We start from the raw sequence: 16,069 nt of genomic DNA, 5'->3' as shown, positions 1-16,069 counted from the left end.
GCGACTTACGCCGAGCTGTCGCGGTGTTGGCGTCTCAAAAAAAGCAGACGAGGTGAACCATGGTCAAGAGGCGAGTGCTTGCAGGCGGTATCGCGCAAGAATCCCACAGTTTCAACCCGATCGTCACGCGGCGCGAGCGCTTCACAATTGTTGAAGGCCAAGCAGCCATTGACCGAAATCGCGGCGCAAACTCCACATTTGGCGGTGTGATCGACGCCGCAATCGAGGCGGGTGTCGATCTGATTGTCCCGACATTGTTTCGGGCGCAATCCGGCGGGCCTGTTGAGGATCGGGTTTTCGAGGAGGTAAGCGACGTATTGGTCGATGCCGCCAAGAGCGGCAACTTTGACGCCATCGTTCTACCGCTGCATGGCGGCATGCTCACCGAGAGCCTGGCGGACCCCGAAGGTGTCCTGGTTGGGCGCCTGCGTGCCATTGTTGGGCGAGACGTTCCGATAACCGCCGCGTTCGACCTCCATGCGCATGTTACAGAAGGTACCCTGGAGCCTCTCGATTTCCTTTCCAGTTACCTGACAAATCCGCACGAGGATCAATCGGCGACCGCAAAACGTGCGTTCCGCGCGGCGATGGGAATTCTGAACGGCACTTTCAATCCGGCGCTAGCGGCGACTTTTCTTCCCGTGCTGACGTTGGGAAATGACACGACCTTCTCTGGGCCGCTGGCAAAGATACATGCTCACGCAAGAGAAGCCGTGAAGCAGGGCAGAGCTTGGGATGTATCGATTTTCAACTCGCAACAGTTCCTCGACGTTCCAGGGATGGGACAGGCAGTTCTCGCCTACGGAAACGGTGAAATCGATGAAGCCCAAAAAGTTGCTGACGAGATCATGGAGATGATCTGGAATTATCGTGACGACCTCGTTGAGAAATATCCTGATCTCGCAAACGAACTAAAAAAGATCGAGGGATCGGACCGTTCGATTGTCATCGGCGATCAGGGAGATCGCGTCGCTGCCGGCGGTCCAGGCGACAGCACATATATCCTCAATCACCTCCTGGCGAACAATATCGATGTCGAAACCTATTTCCCGATCTACGATCCTGACGCAGTGGAAACATGCGACCGTGCGGGTGCCGGAAATGAAATTGTTCTGAAATTTGGCGGGAACTATTCCACGCAAAGCCCGAGCGTGACTGTCAAGGGAAAGGTCATCAGCATCGGCAAGAACGTCCCTGTCGTCTACGACGGACCGTCCGATGGCGGCACCAGGACATATATCGAAAAATACGCGGTTTTCGAAATTGGAAATATCAAAGTGCTGCTCACAAGCCAGCCATACGCCTATATCGATCCCGATTATTTCCGAGCCGCAGGGCTCGATCCCGAAAATGCGAAAATCATTGTCACCCGCTCTGGGTATCACTTCCAGCTTAATTTCGCGAAAATTGGCCGCGTCGTTACCGTCGATACGCCTGGAATGACCTCCTACAGCATCGCCCAGTTCCCCTGGCGCCATGCCCGGCCGTTTTACCCCTTGGACAGGATCGAATATAAGCCGCGCCAATACGTCCAACTTCCCAAATGAGCTGGCTCAAACAAACCGCGCTGTCCAAATTCACGAGCATGTTTGCACTGACGAGGGAAAGCTCGATCGACATGTCGACAACTCCCGGCTCCTTCTCGTGATGCTCAGGCGGGAAGGCCTTCGTGAACGACAAGAAGCTGTTTCGGCAAAATCGAGACGAGAAGCTCGGTGTTCGCCGCCATGGTGATCGCAGGCGGGCGATCGGGACGAGGGCGCCGATTCTGGTGCCGGTTGAGCCCGAGCGTTAGTCGCCCGACGGTGTCGAAGACGATGTCCTTGCGCCACGGCACATTGCCACCCGCTCAGTGTGTCACGTCCAGCTCACTTTTGCGAAAGTCGGCCCCGTCATCGCGGTGGGTAGCTGGGTCACTTGGCTCGACATTACCCAGGCAATGCCTGGTCGCTTCTCAAGACCCTATCGGTGGTCTTGTAGAACGCCAGGCTAGACCTGCTGCTTGCTGGTTACTCCTGGATAGGAAAGGAGAAGCTTGCCTTAACCCGGTCCATGACGACCATGGTTTTGAAGCCCTTGATATCATGATTTTCGTAGAAAAATCGGCGGGTAAACTGCTCGTAATCCTCCATGTTCTTCGCTGTCACGATCAAGATGAAATCTGCATCCCCCGTAACGTAATAGCCAAGCATTACATCCTTGGTCTTGCGAATTGCAGCTTTAAATCGATCCACAATGTCTGCCCGCTCACGTTCGAGCGACACCAAAACGATCATGGTAAGTTGCCGCCCCACCGCCTTCGGCGACACGATCGACACATCGGCCTCGATGACCCCCGCTTCCCGCAATTTCTTCATTCTGCGCTGGCACGCTGTCGGTGAGAGATTTGCAACGGTTGCGAGCTCCTCGGAGGTCAAGCGATTGTTGTGTTGAACTGCCTCCAGGAGTGCGAGGTCGGCGTGGTCGAGTTCCATTGGATCGTGATCCTGCGCCATGGGCTATATTCTGCAGAATTTCTGCTTAATCACGTGCAATTGCGCCGTCAACCGCGTTCGCGAATTGGCTAATTTACACCTTACGAGTTTCAGAGGGGCGGCGAAGGAGTTAGCAAACGGTCCGGCCGCTTCACGGCCCGGTTCATACAGACCTGGAGAGACAAACCCGCACGACATTTTGAAGGATTTACAATGACCATCAACATCAAAGACATCGCCGAAAAGGACCGCAATTCGGTCCTGCATCCTTTCACGCAGCTCAAGGACTTTGCTAGCGGCAAGCTTGGCGAGCCGACGATCATCGAGACCGGGAAGGGGATCCGGATCCAGGACGCATATGGCAATCAGCTGATCGACGGTTTTGCGGGTCTGTACTGCGTCAATGTCGGCTACGGCCGCACCGAAGTCGCCGAGGCGATCTCACGTCAGGCCTATCGTCTTGCCTACTACCATTCGTACGCGGCACACACGACCGACGAACTCGCAATTCTTTCCGACCGTCTGGTGAAGATGGCGCCGGGCAACATGAGCAAGGTGTTCTACGGCATGTCCGGATCGGACGCCAATGAGACGCAGGCCAAGCTCGTCTGGTACTACAACAACCTGCGCGGCAAGCCGACCAAGAAGAAGATCATCTCGCGTGAGCGCGGCTATCATGGCTGCAGCGTCGTCGCCGGCTCGATGACCGGAATGAGCTTCTACCACGACCATATGGACCTGCCGCTGCCGCAGGTCGTCCACACGGGCGCGCCGCATCATTATTGGGGTGCGGAGCCCGGCGAAACTGAACAGGAATTCTCTGCCCGCCGCGCCGCCGAGCTTGACCAGCTGATCGAGCAGCTCGGTCCCGACAATGTCGGCGGCTTCATCGCCGAGCCTGTGCTTGGCACCGGGGGCATTACGCCGCCCCCGGAAGGGTATTGGGCCGCCATCCAGCCTGTGCTGAAGAAGCACGACGTGCTGCTGATCGCTGATGAAGTCATCACCGGTTTTGGTCGCACCGGCTCCATGTTCGGCTCGCAACATTACGGCATCGAGCCTGACCTCATCACCGTCGCCAAGGGCCTGACCTCTGCCTACTTCCCGCTCTCGGCGGCGATCGTCGGCGAGAAGGTCTACAAGGTTCTGGAAGACGGCGCTGACAGGGTGGGCGCTTTCTCGCATGGCTATACCTATTCCGGTCACCCAATTGGCGCCGCCGCTGCCAACGCGGTTCTCGACATCGTCGAGAGAGAAGATCTCCCCGGGAATGCTCGCGACGTCGGCGCATTTTTCCAGGCGCAGCTGAAGCAGAAATTCGCGCAGTTGCCGATCGTCGGTGAAGTGCGCGGTGTCGGCCTCATGGGCGCGATCGAGTTCGTGGCTGACCGCAACAACCGAAAGCGTTTTGATCCGGCGCTCAAGGTTGGGGCGCGGATTTCCAAGGCGGCCCGGGACCGCGGTCTTATAGCGCGCGCTATGCCGCACGGCGACATTCTAGGCTTTGCCCCGCCGCTCGTAACGACAAAGTCCGAAGTCGAGGAAATCGTTGCAATTGCCGAAAGCGCAGTCCGCTTCGTGATGGATGAGCTCGTCCGTGAGGGCCAGCAAATCTGAACCTAAACTGCCGGAGCATTCCCGGCTCAATTGCTTGAACCGATTGTCACCATCTGCCGCATCACCATGGAAACAGGGCAGGTCTAGGACCTGCCCTGACCAAAGAATACCGCAAATGCCGGCGTCATCACAAAAGGGAAGGGTAGCCTATGACAGCTGCCAAGCTTCATATCAAAGCGGGCGTGCCGCCCAAATCTGTCTACAACCCCTTTGACGGGTCTTTGATAGGGTCGATCGACGTCACGGATGCAAGCGATGCCGGTGAAAGTCTCGCCCGTGCCCGGCGTGGTGCAGGGCTTTCCCGCGACCTGCCCAGGCACCGCCGCGCCGCTATTCTTGAAGGGGCTGCGCAGATTGTCGAGCACAAACGGGATGTCTTTGCCGAAACCATTGTCCGCGAAGCCGGAAAGACGATCCTTCAGGCACGCAAGGAAGTCGGTCGCTGCGTCAATACGCTGAAGCTGTCGGCAGAAGAAGCCAAGCGCAACGCCGGCGAGATCGTGCCCTTTGATGCGTTTGCGGGATCAGAACAGCGCCAGGGCTGGTTTACGCGTGAGCCACTTGGCATCATCGCGGCAATCACCCCGTATAACGATCCGCTGAACCTGGTGGCTCATAAGCTCGGTCCAGCGATCGCAGGTGGCAACGCTGTCCTGCTGAAGCCGTCGCATTTGACGCCATTCTCCGCAATCAAACTTGTCGACGCTCTTTTGGAAGCCGGCCTGCCTCCGGAGGTCATCACCGTTCTTCATGGTGACAGGGAGCTGGTCACTGCCTTGATCTCTTCCCGCGACATCCGCATGGTTTCGTTTACGGGTGGATTTGCGACCGGCGAGGCGATCAGCCGTTCGGCAGGACTGAAGAAACTCGCGATGGAACTTGGCGGCAATGCCCCGGTGATCGTGATGAATGATTGTGAGTTCGACAAAGCGGTCGAAGGCTGCGTATCCGGCGCGTTTTGGGCCGCCGGACAAAATTGCATTGGCGCCCAGCGCATTCTGGTTGAGGCGGCTCTTTATGAGCGGTTCCGTGATGCCTTCGTCGCTGGAACAAAAAAGCTTAAGGCTGGAAATCCTACGCGCGAGGACACGGATGTCGGTCCGATGATCTCGACCCAGTCGGCCGAGCGCACCGAAGCAGCGGTCAATGATGCTATTGCCGCTGGAGCCAAGCTGCTGTGCGGCCACCGCCGCGATGGATCGCTTTATCATCCCACGGTGCTGGAAGGCACGCCTCGAAACTGCGCCCTGTGGCACGAGGAGGTGTTCGCGCCTGTCGTCATGCTGGCCCCTTTCGACACGCTCGATGAAGCCATCGAGATGGCCAACGAGCCCGAATACGCCCTGCATGCCGGCATCTTCACCAGCAATCTCAATGTTGCACTCGAAGCGGCAAGCAGGATCGAGGCTGGCGGCGTTATGATCAACGATTCCTCCGACTATCGCTTCGACGCCATGCCCTTCGGCGGCTTCAAATACGGCAGCATGGGCAGGGAAGGCGTTCGCTTTGCCTACGAAGAGATGACGCAGCCGAAGGTCGTGTGCATCAACAGGAGGTAACCGGGCTGAAGAGGTCATAGTGGTCACTGGGGAGAGGCGTGGAACCGCAATGCCGGGCGGTGCGCCAGCTCGCATCAGCAGGCGGCAGGCGGTGCCACAATCCAAAGTGAAATCCACCTGAGTGTTTTAAAACAGGGGCGTCGATAGCTCCGCGCGAGACGTGATTTCTGCCCCAAAATTACTGGTTGAGAGTGCGGTCCAAGGCATGAGAGCCCCGTCCGACCGGTCCTAGGAGGAAACATCAAGTGCATGCAAACCCGCTCACTGAAACCATCAATGGAAGTGGCGCTGTTCCAACGCCGCAGTGCGTGATGCAGGCCAACTCTGCCGGGCTTCTGGAAAGCGTTGATCAGAACTTCCGCCATGCCATGTCCTTCCTTGATCTTCCGGAGGGGCTATCGGAACGGATCATTCAGTGCAACTCGACCTATACGGTCCGGTTTGGCGTGCGGCTGCGCGGCGGGATGTACAGCTTCGTCGGGTGGCGGTCGGTTCACAGCGAACACTGCGAACCCGTGAAAGGCGGTATTCGCTACGCCTCAAATGCCGATGCCCAAGAGGTCGAGGCACTTGCCGCCTTGATGACGCTGAAATGCTCGCTTGTAGACGTGCCGTTCGGTGGTTCGAAGGGCGCGCTCAAGATCGATCCACGCGAATGGACATCGCAAGAACTTGAGCGGATCACTCGCCGGTTCACGCAGGAACTCAACAAGCGTGGCCTGATCGGCCCCGGTGTCAATGTTCCCGCCCCCGACATCGGCACCGGTGAGCGGGAAATGGCCTGGATGATGGACGAGTTCCGTCGCGCCAATCCCACTGATGTCATCAACGCACGCGCATGCGTCACCGGAAAACCGCTTTCGAAAGGCGGCATCGCTGGCCGAACGGAGGCGACTGGCCGCAGGGTGCAGTTTGCCATTCAAAGTTATCTCCGTGATCCGCGTACGCCGGGGATTGTTGGAGGGCGCGACCTGGGTGGGGCCACTGTCGTCGTTCAAGGGTTTGGCAATGTGGGCTACCATGCCGCCAAGTTTCTCTCAGAAGAAGATGGCGCGCGGGTCATTGTCGTTGCCGAGCGCGACGGGTATGTCGCCAACCCTGAAGGCATTGCCGTTGAAGCGTTGAAGCAGCACCTGATTCGCACCGGCAGCATCCTAGGTTTTGCCGGTGCCAAATCGTTTGCCGGCGACACGACGGGCATCCAACAGCAATGCGACATCCTCATCCCGGCGGCGATGGAAAATGCTATCGACGGCCACAATGCTGAGCGTATCAAGGCGCGTCTAGTCGTCGAAGCTGCCAATGGGCCGGTCACCTTCCAGGCAGATCAGATGCTGCGCTCCCGAGGCGGGACAATCCTTCCCGACCTCTACGTCAATGCGGGCGGCGTCATTGTCAGCTATTTCGAGTGGGTGAAAAACCTCACGCATATTCCCTTCGGGCTGATGGAACGGCGGCGACGCGAGCGGCGCAACCTGACGATCGCGACAGCGCTCGAGCGAATGACCGGTAATCCATTCCCGGCCGACTTGCGCGACGAATTCCTCGAAGGTGGCGCTGAGATAGATCTGGTTCGGTCTGGTCTGGAGGACGTCATGCGCAGCACCTGGGTGAACATAGCCGATCTGCTTGAGGAACAGCCTGAGCTTGGCGACTACAGGACTGCCGCCTATGTGGCGTCAATTCGCAGGATTGCAGCCGCCTACGAGGCCATAGGGATTTGAGCGCCTTGCGAGAAGCTGGTTGCATTTAGTTGAGGTCACTGCTTGCCGCTGCCGTCCGGTCCCTCCCATTGACCGGGACCTTGGCGGCGCGCCCTGCCGGTCCAACTCCCGACCGGCAGGGCGCTTTTTGAGGCGCCGGACGGGTCAAGACTTATCACCTGCGAGCGAGAATCTTCACAGCGAGGGCTTCGCGCACATGCGGTCGGAGTTCACTGCATCGTAGAAAGGCGTATGGGGTTCGTCTGCCATGCGCCTGAGGGCACTTGAACGATGCTTTCCCCTACCTAAGCGTCCCGGATTCGTTCGACGAAGTTTTGCACCTTCTCAAAAGCGGATGCGAATTCAGGCCTGTCGCCATAAACCATGTCACCGAGCAGCTTCGCGTTGCCCTCGGCGAACTTCTCGTTTTGGAGATAACCTCATACGCGCGGAGCGTTTCACCCTTGGGATCTGCCTTATAGGCAGGGTATTCGTCGCCGCGTCTCTCAGCGTCTGCCTTCATCGTCTCCAAAGCAATCGCGGCGGCCTCCGCTGCATCATAGTGACCGTCCATGCGTGACAAATCATAAATGTGACGGACAAGCGTGTGGTCGAGGTTCCCCAATCCGGCGAAAGCGAAGCCGGCCCGACGCCCGAGCGCGACGAACTTATCCGCTGCGGTTTCGGCCAGTCTCACGCATGCGACCGCCTTGGCTTCGGCGTCGGCACCACTGGCCTCAGCGACAAAGGATGAGACGGAGAGCTTTTCGGGTGCGGTGCAAATAGGAAATACAGCGATCTCGATCTTGATCTCCGGGCGCAAGACGCCCTCTCCCTTAGCGACGGGCTCGTAGGGCAGATCATATCGTACGTATCGGTCGTTTTGCTTGATGGAGTAATGGCCCCCCACAGCAAACCCCGCCGCTTCAATCCGCTTGTTCACCTCGGTCCGCAAGCGCTTGAGTGCGCCGCGAGACGGCTTGTCTTGGCCGACGATGCGAAGGTCGATGTCTTCTGACATCCGCTCGAGCAGGCGATAGGCACGTCCAAGCGCCGTTCCCCCGCCGAACGCTAGCGTCAGTCCATCGACCTCCACATCGTGTATGGCAGCCAAGGCGCGAACGACAAACCAATCCTTCTCGACCAGAGCGGGCGACGGAAGGCTAAATAGTCTTGTACTTCCAGAAGCGTTTTCTGATCTGGCTTACCGTTCAACGCGAAGCTCCGTGCGGCCGTCAGATAGCCGCCGGTTGAAGCGCGCGTTGAGCTTGACTGTCGGGTTCACCGGGATCTGGGTAGAGCGGCCTTCATTGTAGGCTTTCGTGCTCTCACTCTGCTCCCACGGGTCGCAGGGCAGAGCCGCAATGGTTGATTGCGTCGCAGCCGAGCCAGCCGCTTGTTGCCGTCTCGGCGGATGTTCGGGAATTGCATAATTATCTTTGGCACGCGGCGCCCCAACAGTATCTTGAGGCGGCAGTCGCAGGGGCCGGGGTGTTTCCTGTGGTGGTGCCTTCATTTGGTGACCGGCTCGACTTTGACCAGCTCTTCGGCGCTGTCGATGGCGTGATGATAACGGGTTCAGGATCGAACGTGCATCCCTCGCTTTATGGCGGCGATGGGTGTGAAGCGAATGGTCCTTATGACACAGCGCGGGATTCAACGACGCTGCCTTTGATCCGAAAGGCGATCGACCAAGGAGCGCTAGCTCTGTCGAGGACTGCAGCAGCCGGACACTGGGCAGTCATCGCATGGCTCATCGCAACCTGCAAACTCAACGGTGTCGAGCCGCTCGGCTATCTCGCCAACGTCCTCACCAGGATCGTCAACGGCCATCCGAACAGCCAGATCGACGACTTGCTGCCCTGGGCCTACATCCGGGCGCCTGAGCTCAAGGCCGTGGCCTGAGAACAGCGCTCTGATGTCCGCTGTCAAGGTTTGGAACGCAGGAGGTCGCCTGATCCGAGGAACGGCTGATCATTCTGATAGTCGCGCATGGGTGGAGGCGGAACTGAAGGACGTCGGTGATCAAGCTCTGATCCGCGGGTTGGCTACCGCATTCCCGATTGGGCGTCCGGGGCTGTTCCTATCTTACTGCGGGCGTCGGTCGATTTGCCGGCCACAAAGCGTCTGACGGGCATTCCCCTGCCGGGTCCCGCCTCCGCCCATGCGCGAGATGAAAGCCATCGCAGCGGTCTACGACCTGATCGCCTGCGCCTCCGTGCAACGGCCCACATGAAGCCGGCCAGTTCACGGGCGATCGCCGTTCAGACCACCGTTGTCCTCTTGCCGCGTCCGCTCAACATTCGATAGCGGGTGGTCAGCCGTCTTTGAGCCTTCCATGCGATCTCGCGCACCTTCGGTGGTGCTTGTTCCAGCCGGTACAGCTTCGTCTTGCCGACCTTGGGCGGATGCCGGTAGGTCCATGCGCTCTCGACCAGCATATGGCGAACGCGGCCGTTGCCCGCTTTGGTGATGCCGCCCCGTCTGACTGTCTCGCCGGTCGATCGTTCGCCGGGAACGAGGCCGAGATACCCCATGAGTTGGCGCGGGCTCTCGAACCGCTGCACGTCGCCAACCTCGGTGGCGAATGTCACGGCAACAATCAGGTCTACGCCCCGCAGGGTCTGGAGCGCCCGCACGATCGGCGCCAGCGACCAGGCCGGAACGAACTCCTCGATCACCCCCTCAAGCCGATCGACCCGCTCTTTCGAGACGCGCACCGCTTCGACCATTTCCTGAAGCGCGATCTGATGCGCCGGATGATTGAACGGTTGCTCCTGCAGCCAGCGCAGATAGCGCATCGTCCAACCCTTCTTACGGGGATAGATACGCCCGTGCTTGAGCATGAAGGCGCTCACGTGCTGCCGGTGAACGCGAAGCGTCTCGACCGCGGCCGCCCGGGCGCGAACGAGATCCCGCATGGCTTCGTGACCTTCATCGGGGACCCACACCGCCGTCAGTTAGCCGGCGCGCAGCAATCGCGCCAAAGCAAGAGCATCCCGGCGGTTCGTCTTCACCCGATCACCGGGCTTCCTTGGGATCAGCGATGGGGCGACTACCATGCATTCATGGCCGAGCGATCGGATCAGCCGATAGAGACCAGAAGCCGGTCGGGCCGGCCTCGTAGCAGAAATCGAACTTGGCGGCGACCCGCTGGATAACGCGGCGCATGCTCTCATCCGATGCGTCGACCTCGCCGAAGAAGCGAACCTCTCCTTCCCGGCCAGCCTCCGAAATCGCGATGGCGTTCCTCAGCTTTGCAACATCGATTCCTACAATGCTTCCCTATAATCTGACTCGGCTCGTCCTTCTGTGATGAGGATCGGCTCGGTCCGCCCGAGCAACCCTCGGACGCGCAGTGTAGGGCGAGCCACCTCACCGGCAGAGGCGGACATACGGTCTTACAGTGCATTCGACGACGAGTCCGCAAATCATCGGTCTTGGAAAAGCGGACTCGGCTGGTTAGGCTTCGGCTTCGTGACTGGGAGGTGACCAGATTCCAAAGCCCACCTTTGTTGACATTGCCCGCCGCGCCGGGGTTGGCACGGCGACGGTTGAGCGCGTGCTGAACGGCAGGGGTGGCGTCACACCTGCGACTGTCGAGAAGGTCGTCGCCGCCGCGCGCTCGCTCAATTATGCTCGTCGCTTGCCGGAAGCTCATCACGGGGGGATCAGGATCGAGGTCATCCTGGTGCGTCCGGACGCCACCTTCTTTGCCCGACTGTCTCGCGCTTTCGAGCGCATCGCCGCGACGCTCGATCGTTCCATCGCCGTCCACCGCACCTTTCTCGACGAGGGCGACCCCGCGGCGATCGCCAGGCGCATCCTTGATCCGGACATGCGCCGCGCCGGCCTGATCCTCGCAGTTCCCGACCACCCGCTGGTTGGCGCCGCCTTGAGGAATCTCGAAGCCGAAAACATCCCAACCGTGCAGATTGTCACTGAGATTTCCGGCACCAGCGGGGCCTATGTCGGTATCGACAATTATGCCGCCGGGCGCATGGCAGGGCTGTTGTTGTCGCGCATGCAAAGGCGGCCAGGCAAGGTGGTGGCGGTCTGCCACAGCCAGATCTACCGCGTGCACCGCGACCGCGTGCGCGGCTTCTTCGACTACCTGATGGAGACGGCGATCGAACATTTCGAGCCGATCGGGGCGCTTTTCGGCCATGACGATGGAGACCGCAACGCTGAGCAGCTTCTAGAAGCCTTGGAGCGCTGGCCGGACCTTGCCGGCCTCTATAATGCAGGCGGCGCCAATTCGGCGCTCAACGATGTGCTGCGCCGAAATCCGCTCGGTCGCCAGGTCTTCTTCGTCGGCCACGAGCTCACCGAGCGCAGCGCCGCTGCACTTCGCGAGGGCACGATGGATGTCGTGCTCGACCAAGCACCCGAGGCGCAGGCGAGGCGAGCCATGGACCTCGTGCTGGCGACATTGAACCTGCACGACCTGCAAGTCGAAAACCCGCCGATCCGTTTCGTCACCTTCACCGCCGAGAACCTTTGATCTGATTTGATCAAGGTAGTGCGAGCCTTCGCCTCCGCCACGGTGCTAACTCCCTGCGAACGGACGGCGATCGCATATGAAGTTCGCGCCCTCATCCGGCCGCTTCGCCTCCACCTTCCCTGCTGGGGAAGGCTGGCGCCAGCGCAGACGATCTCCCTCTCCCGCAGGGGAGAGGTCGGGTGGCCCCGATTTGTCCTTCACAAATCGGATGAGGGGGCATTTTCTCACATGCGACGCTGCTCCGCGAAGGAGAGGGCGGACCGGTGACGAGACGGCTGACAGTCAGTGATCTGCAAAGCCAGAAGGGCAGCCGCAAATGGCTGCAGCTGCACGTCGACACGCCGGCCGAGGCGGCGGCCGCGGTCGCCTGCGATATCGTGCTCCTCTCCTGCGAGCCCGACCATAATCTGGAATTGATCCGCCAGGCGGCACCATTCGCCTTCCTGTCCGTCGGCATGCCGCATGGCGCGGTCGCCTCGCCGACGAGGCGGTGCGGCTGGGCTTTGCCATGATGAAGCGCGGCGCCGACGCCGTCTATTGCTCGCATTCGCCGCGCTTCATCGAAGCGATGGCGGCGGAGGGCATACCGGTTACCGGCCATGTCGGCCTGGTGCCGAACCGCGCCACTTGGACGAACTTCCGCGCCATCGGCCGCACCGCCGATGAAGCCTTCAAGGTGCTGCGCGCCGCCAAGGATTTGGAGAATGCGGGCGCCGCCTGCATCGAGGTCGAGGTCGTGCCGGTCCGGCTTGCCGATCACATCACGCGCTCGACCCCACTGATCACCATGGGCATGGGCTGCGGCTCAGCCTGCGACACGCAGTACCTTTTTTCAAGCGACGTGCTCGGCACCCACACCGGTCACAATCCGCGCCACGCCAAACGCTATGCCGATTTCGTCACACTCGAGGCCGAACTGCAGGAAAAGCGCATCGCCGCCTTCCGCGCCTTCGGCCGCGATGTGACAGCCGGCGCCTATCCCGAAGCGAAGCACCAGGTCGACATGGACGATGCCGCCTATGACCGCTTCCTCACCCTTTTCCAATCCCTGTGAGATCGACATGGACGACCTGAAATACGGCACGCGCAACAAAAGAGGCGACTGGGCTCCGAGCGAGCCGGCAGGCACCGCGCCGCTGTTCGCCTTTCCGCCGCGTCCGACGGCGCTGCTGAAATGGCTGCCGCACTATTTCCTGCCCTACAATCTGCTGTTCGCGCTCTCCGCGGTGGCGTGGTGGCACTACGTGCTGCCCGACGTCGACGTCATGAAGACGCTGAACGCCGGATGGATCGTAAGGCTCTTCCTCGTCAACTGCACGGCGCTGCTTGTCTTCTTTGGCGTCTTCGAGCTCCGGCTCTACATTTTGAGAGCCCAGGGAATCCGCTTCAAATATAACGGCAAATGGCCGTCCGAGCAGAAGAGCAAGGCTTTCTTCTTCGAGAACCAGAACCTCGACAACCTGCTGCGTACCTTCGGTACGGGCATGCCGATCTGGACGGCGATCGAGGTCGCGATCCTCTACGCCTATGCCAATGGCTACGTGCCGTGGCTGACAGTCGCCGAGCATCCCGTCTACCTGTTTTGCCTGACCCTGGTGGTGCCAATCATCCACGAGACGCACTTCTTCTTGCTGCACCGGGCAATCCACTGGCCGCCGCTCTACAAATGGGTGCATTCGGTGCACCACAACTCAGTTAATCCGTCGCCCTGGTCGTCGCTGTCGATGCACCCCGTCGAGCAGTTCGGCTATCTCGGCGTTGCACTCTGGCATCTGGTCATCCCGTCGAACCCGCTGCTTGCGCTCTACCAACTCCACTATGCCGGCTTCGGCGCTATTCCCGGTCATATCGGCTTCGACAAGGTCGAACTCGGCGAGGGCACCAGCATCGATAGCCACGCCTACATTCATTACCTGCATCACAAGTATTTCGAGGTGAACTACGGCGACGGCCTCATCCCGTTCGACCGATGGTTTGGCACTTTCCACGACGGCAGCAAGGAAGGCGAGGCCCGCATGCAGGCCCGCTATGAGAAGAAGAAGGCGCGCGCCAACGCCGCCCAATGACAGCCAGATCAGACGGCCACGCGAGGCGGTTCCGGCCGTCCTTGCAAGTCATCCCGCAAGGGCCGGAAGTCAAAGGAGGAGTGAACCGGCGCTCCGTCCACAAGGGAGGAAAACCGTGAAGAAACTTTTGATTTCGACCGCGTTGGCGGCCTTAATGTCGACCAATGCGATGGCTGCAAAAATCGGCGTCAGCATCGTCAACTTCGACAACAATTTTCAGACGTTGCTGAGGGACGGTATGCAGGCCCGCGCCAAGGAGAAGGGCGCCGGCATCCAGATCGAGGACGCGCAGAACGACGTCGCCAAGCAACTCGACCAGGTGAAGAACTTCATTGCCACGGGCGTAGACGCCATCGTCGTCACGCTGGTCGATACCAATGCGTCAAGGACGCTCAGCGAGGAAGCCGCCAAGGCCGGCATCCCACTGGTCTTCGTCAACCTCGAACCGTCAGACATGGCGAACCTGCCGGAGAAGCAGGTCTATGTCGGCTCCAACGAGGTGGAGTCCGGCACGCTGGAAGCGTTCGAGGTGTGCAAGGTGCTGCGCGCCAAGGGCAAGTCGGCAGGTGCCAAAGCCTACATCGTCATGGGCAGCCTCGTCCATCAGGCGGCCCTGCAGCGGACCAAGGATGTCGAGCAGATCTTCGGCACAGACATGTGCAACTTCATAAAGATCGTCGACAAGCAGTCGTCCGAATGGTCGCGCGACAATGCCCAGAACCTGATGACCAACTGGCTGACCGCCGGCGGCGCGCCGGACGCCGTCATCGCCAACAATGACGAATCCGCCATCGGTGCCATCCTGGCGCTCAAGGCCAACGGCGTCGACATGAAGAACGTCGTCGTCGGCGGCATCGACGCCACGCAGGACGGGTTGCAGTCGATGAAGGCCGGCGATCTCGCGGTCACCGTGTTCCAGAACGCCAAGGGGCAGGGCGGCGGCGGTGTCGACGCGGCCCTTGCGCTGGCCAAGGGGGAGAAGGTCAACCGCGTTGTCTATGTGCCATTCGAGTTGGTGACGCCGGCCAACGCCGCCGGCTATCTCAACAAGAATTGATCCCAGGACCGGGCCTCCGGGCGGCATTGCCGTGCCGGAGGCCCGACCGCAACTCATAGAGGAAAAAATGTCCAGCTGGATCACGGTCTGCGGCCTCGACGATATCGAACAGGAAGGTGCCCGCCGTTTCGACCATGAAGGCCGTACCTACGCCATCTTCCGCTCGCCCGATGATGAAGTGTTCTGCACCGACGGCCTATGCACGCACGAAGCGGTACACATCGCCGACGGACTTGTCATGGATTATGAGGTCGAATGCCCCAAGCACGCGGGCGCCTTTGACTATCGCACCGGCGCGGCAAAGCGGCTGCCGCCTTGTGTCAATCTCAGGACCTACCCTGCGAGGGTCGAAGAAGGCTCCGTCCTGGTTGCGATGCCAGTATCAGGAGCCTGAGGCTCGGTGGGGCAGTCGACCTGCTCCCGTACCGCTTCGGTCAGTTAAGGACTATGCAAGCCGAGCCTATATGTCCGCTTTTCTGCCTGAAAACTGCCGGTCCGCTATTGGCGGTGGACGGCTCTCCTCCGCCTTTTCAGCTAAGTCGCCGGCCCAAACCTGGAGGAGAGCTGAGAAGGACAACATTACGACGATTGGTCTGGATATCACGAAGTCGTAGTTTCAAGTTCGAGAAGCTGCCCCGATGTCTCGATGTCCAGCCCGGAGACATAGTGGACTGCACCCCTTGGGTGGGACACTAATTAGGGACAGTTCTTCAGGTTTTGGATTGCGGCCAGGGGATCCTGGCGCAATCGTGTTAGGCCGGCTTCGTATTCATCCGGCGAGAGATAGTCGAGTGCGGAATGCAGGCGCTGCCTGTTGTAGACCGCTCGATGAATTCGCCGATGCTCTTCTTGGCATCGATGATATCGCGATAGGCTCGGCCATCGACTTCTTCGTCCTTCAGCGTTCGCATGAAGCGCTCAGCCTTGGCATTATCATAAGGGTTGCCAATCCGGCTCATGCTCGGCTGGATGAGATGCGCCGCAAGTCGTGCAGCGTATTCAGCGCAGGCATATTGGGCGGATTCAAGCGGTCGTCGCAACACTCTGAAGTTGGAGGTTGCGATGAGCATTCGAAAGCGGCGATCGGCA

General features: G+C 59.9%; 13 protein-coding genes and 4 pseudogenes. 13 read left to right on the top strand and 4 right to left on the bottom strand.

The window, feature by feature from the left end; all coding sequences use genetic code 11:
• Window positions 1-59 precede the first annotated feature (59 nt).
• Window positions 60-1,547 carry a M81 family metallopeptidase gene (locus X742_RS145775; protein ID WP_023774201.1) on the top strand — a complete coding sequence of 496 codons (1,488 nt, stop codon included), beginning with the start codon at window positions 60-62 and terminating at the stop codon, window positions 1,545-1,547.
• A gap of 85 nt (window positions 1,548-1,632) precedes the next feature.
• A pseudogene (locus X742_RS1000000175925) lies at window positions 1,633-1,792 on the top strand (IS3 family transposase); the annotation flags it as partial.
• Window positions 1,793-2,009: 217 nt separating this feature from the next.
• Here the strand turns inward: X742_RS1000000175925 and X742_RS145785 are convergent.
• On the bottom strand, window positions 2,010-2,495 hold the full coding sequence (locus X742_RS145785) for an Lrp/AsnC family transcriptional regulator (RefSeq protein ID WP_023774198.1): 486 nt from the start codon (window positions 2,493-2,495) through the stop codon (window positions 2,010-2,012).
• A 192-nt stretch (window positions 2,496-2,687) separates the two neighbouring features.
• Between X742_RS145785 and X742_RS145790 the strand changes: the two genes are divergently transcribed.
• From X742_RS145790 to X742_RS145800, 3 genes are all read left to right on the top strand, one after another.
• Window positions 2,688-4,091, top strand: a complete 1,404-nt coding sequence (locus tag X742_RS145790) for an aspartate aminotransferase family protein (RefSeq protein WP_023774197.1) — start codon at window positions 2,688-2,690, stop codon at window positions 4,089-4,091.
• A 149-nt stretch (window positions 4,092-4,240) separates the two neighbouring features.
• The gene (locus X742_RS145795) at window positions 4,241-5,650 is read left to right on the top strand and encodes an aldehyde dehydrogenase family protein (protein ID WP_023774196.1); all 1,410 of its coding nucleotides are present in this window, start codon (window positions 4,241-4,243) and stop codon (window positions 5,648-5,650) included.
• Window positions 5,651-6,018: 368 nt separating this feature from the next.
• The gene (locus X742_RS145800) at window positions 6,019-7,374 is read left to right on the top strand and encodes a Glu/Leu/Phe/Val dehydrogenase (protein WP_032924962.1); all 1,356 of its coding nucleotides are present in this window, start codon (window positions 6,019-6,021) and stop codon (window positions 7,372-7,374) included.
• 280 nt (window positions 7,375-7,654) lie between these two features.
• Here X742_RS145800 and X742_RS145805 read toward each other — a convergent pair whose 3' ends face one another.
• Complete coding sequence (locus X742_RS145805) at window positions 7,655-8,467, bottom strand: nucleotidyl transferase AbiEii/AbiGii toxin family protein (RefSeq protein ID WP_023774194.1); 813 nt, start codon at window positions 8,465-8,467, stop codon at window positions 7,655-7,657.
• Window positions 8,468-8,724: 257 nt separating this feature from the next.
• Here X742_RS145805 and X742_RS1000000174185 point away from each other — a divergent pair.
• A pseudogene (locus X742_RS1000000174185) lies at window positions 8,725-9,079 on the top strand (gamma-glutamyl-gamma-aminobutyrate hydrolase family protein); the annotation flags it as partial.
• Window positions 9,079-9,258, top strand: a pseudogene (locus X742_RS1000000174180) (transposase domain-containing protein); the annotation flags it as partial. The pseudogenes X742_RS1000000174185 and X742_RS1000000174180, both read left to right, overlap by 1 nt.
• Before the next feature lie 296 nt (window positions 9,259-9,554).
• Here X742_RS1000000174180 and X742_RS01000000170515 read toward each other — a convergent pair.
• Window positions 9,555-10,632 (bottom strand): annotated as a pseudogene (locus tag X742_RS01000000170515) (IS110 family transposase); the annotation flags it as partial.
• A 217-nt stretch (window positions 10,633-10,849) separates the two neighbouring features.
• Between X742_RS01000000170515 and X742_RS145810 the strand changes: the two are divergent.
• From X742_RS145810 to X742_RS145825, 6 genes are all read left to right on the top strand, one after another.
• Window positions 10,850-11,857, top strand: a complete 1,008-nt coding sequence (locus X742_RS145810; RefSeq protein WP_031248253.1) for a LacI family DNA-binding transcriptional regulator — start codon at window positions 10,850-10,852, stop codon at window positions 11,855-11,857.
• 263 nt (window positions 11,858-12,120) lie between these two features.
• Entirely contained in the window at window positions 12,121-12,369 is a 249-nt protein-coding gene (locus X742_RS1000000175920; RefSeq protein ID WP_023774189.1) for a hypothetical protein, read from the top strand.
• Complete coding sequence (locus X742_RS01000000170510) at window positions 12,366-12,911, top strand: 3-methyl-2-oxobutanoate hydroxymethyltransferase (RefSeq protein ID WP_023774188.1); 546 nt, start codon at window positions 12,366-12,368, stop codon at window positions 12,909-12,911. Before X742_RS1000000175920 ends, X742_RS01000000170510 begins: the two co-directional genes overlap by 4 nt.
• Window positions 12,912-12,918: 7 nt before the next feature.
• The gene (locus tag X742_RS145815) at window positions 12,919-13,923 is read left to right on the top strand and encodes a sterol desaturase family protein (protein ID WP_023774187.1); all 1,005 of its coding nucleotides are present in this window, start codon (window positions 12,919-12,921) and stop codon (window positions 13,921-13,923) included.
• A 115-nt stretch (window positions 13,924-14,038) separates the two neighbouring features.
• Window positions 14,039-14,980 (top strand): substrate-binding domain-containing protein, encoded by a 942-nt coding sequence (locus X742_RS145820; protein ID WP_031248252.1) that lies wholly within the window; start codon window positions 14,039-14,041, stop codon window positions 14,978-14,980.
• A gap of 67 nt (window positions 14,981-15,047) precedes the next feature.
• Complete coding sequence (locus X742_RS145825; protein ID WP_031248250.1) at window positions 15,048-15,374, top strand: MocE family 2Fe-2S type ferredoxin; 327 nt, start codon at window positions 15,048-15,050, stop codon at window positions 15,372-15,374.
• A 358-nt stretch (window positions 15,375-15,732) separates the two neighbouring features.
• On the opposite strand, the gene X742_RS0137940 is transcribed toward X742_RS145825, so the two are convergent.
• The coding region (locus X742_RS0137940) for an integrase core domain-containing protein (RefSeq protein ID WP_031248249.1) at window positions 15,733-16,069 on the bottom strand (337 nt) is incomplete at its 5' end.

This window comes from Mesorhizobium sp. LNHC229A00 (assembly GCF_000502415.1).
Classification (GTDB): Bacteria; Pseudomonadota; Alphaproteobacteria; order Rhizobiales; family Rhizobiaceae; genus Mesorhizobium.
The sequence above is the reverse complement of the archived record's forward strand: the minus strand, read 5'-3'. Positions and strand labels throughout refer to the sequence as shown.

What these genes read in the sequence shown, in the direction of transcription:
- X742_RS145815 (WP_023774187.1), top strand. Translation starts at nt 12,919, where the DNA reads ATGGACGACCTGAAATACGGCACGCGCAACAAAAGAGGCGACTGGGCT.
- X742_RS01000000170510 (WP_023774188.1), top strand. Translation starts at nt 12,366, where the DNA reads ATGATGAAGCGCGGCGCCGACGCCGTCTATTGCTCGCATTCGCCGCGC.
- X742_RS145775 (WP_023774201.1), top strand. Translation starts at nt 60, where the DNA reads ATGGTCAAGAGGCGAGTGCTTGCAGGCGGTATCGCGCAAGAATCCCAC.
- X742_RS145795 (WP_023774196.1), top strand. Translation starts at nt 4,241, where the DNA reads ATGACAGCTGCCAAGCTTCATATCAAAGCGGGCGTGCCGCCCAAATCT.
- X742_RS145785 (WP_023774198.1), bottom strand. Translation starts at nt 2,495, where the DNA reads ATGGCGCAGGATCACGATCCAATGGAACTCGACCACGCCGACCTCGCA.
- X742_RS145825 (WP_031248250.1), top strand. Translation starts at nt 15,048, where the DNA reads ATGTCCAGCTGGATCACGGTCTGCGGCCTCGACGATATCGAACAGGAA.
- X742_RS145790 (WP_023774197.1), top strand. Translation starts at nt 2,688, where the DNA reads ATGACCATCAACATCAAAGACATCGCCGAAAAGGACCGCAATTCGGTC.
- X742_RS145800 (WP_032924962.1), top strand. Translation starts at nt 6,019, where the DNA reads ATGTCCTTCCTTGATCTTCCGGAGGGGCTATCGGAACGGATCATTCAG.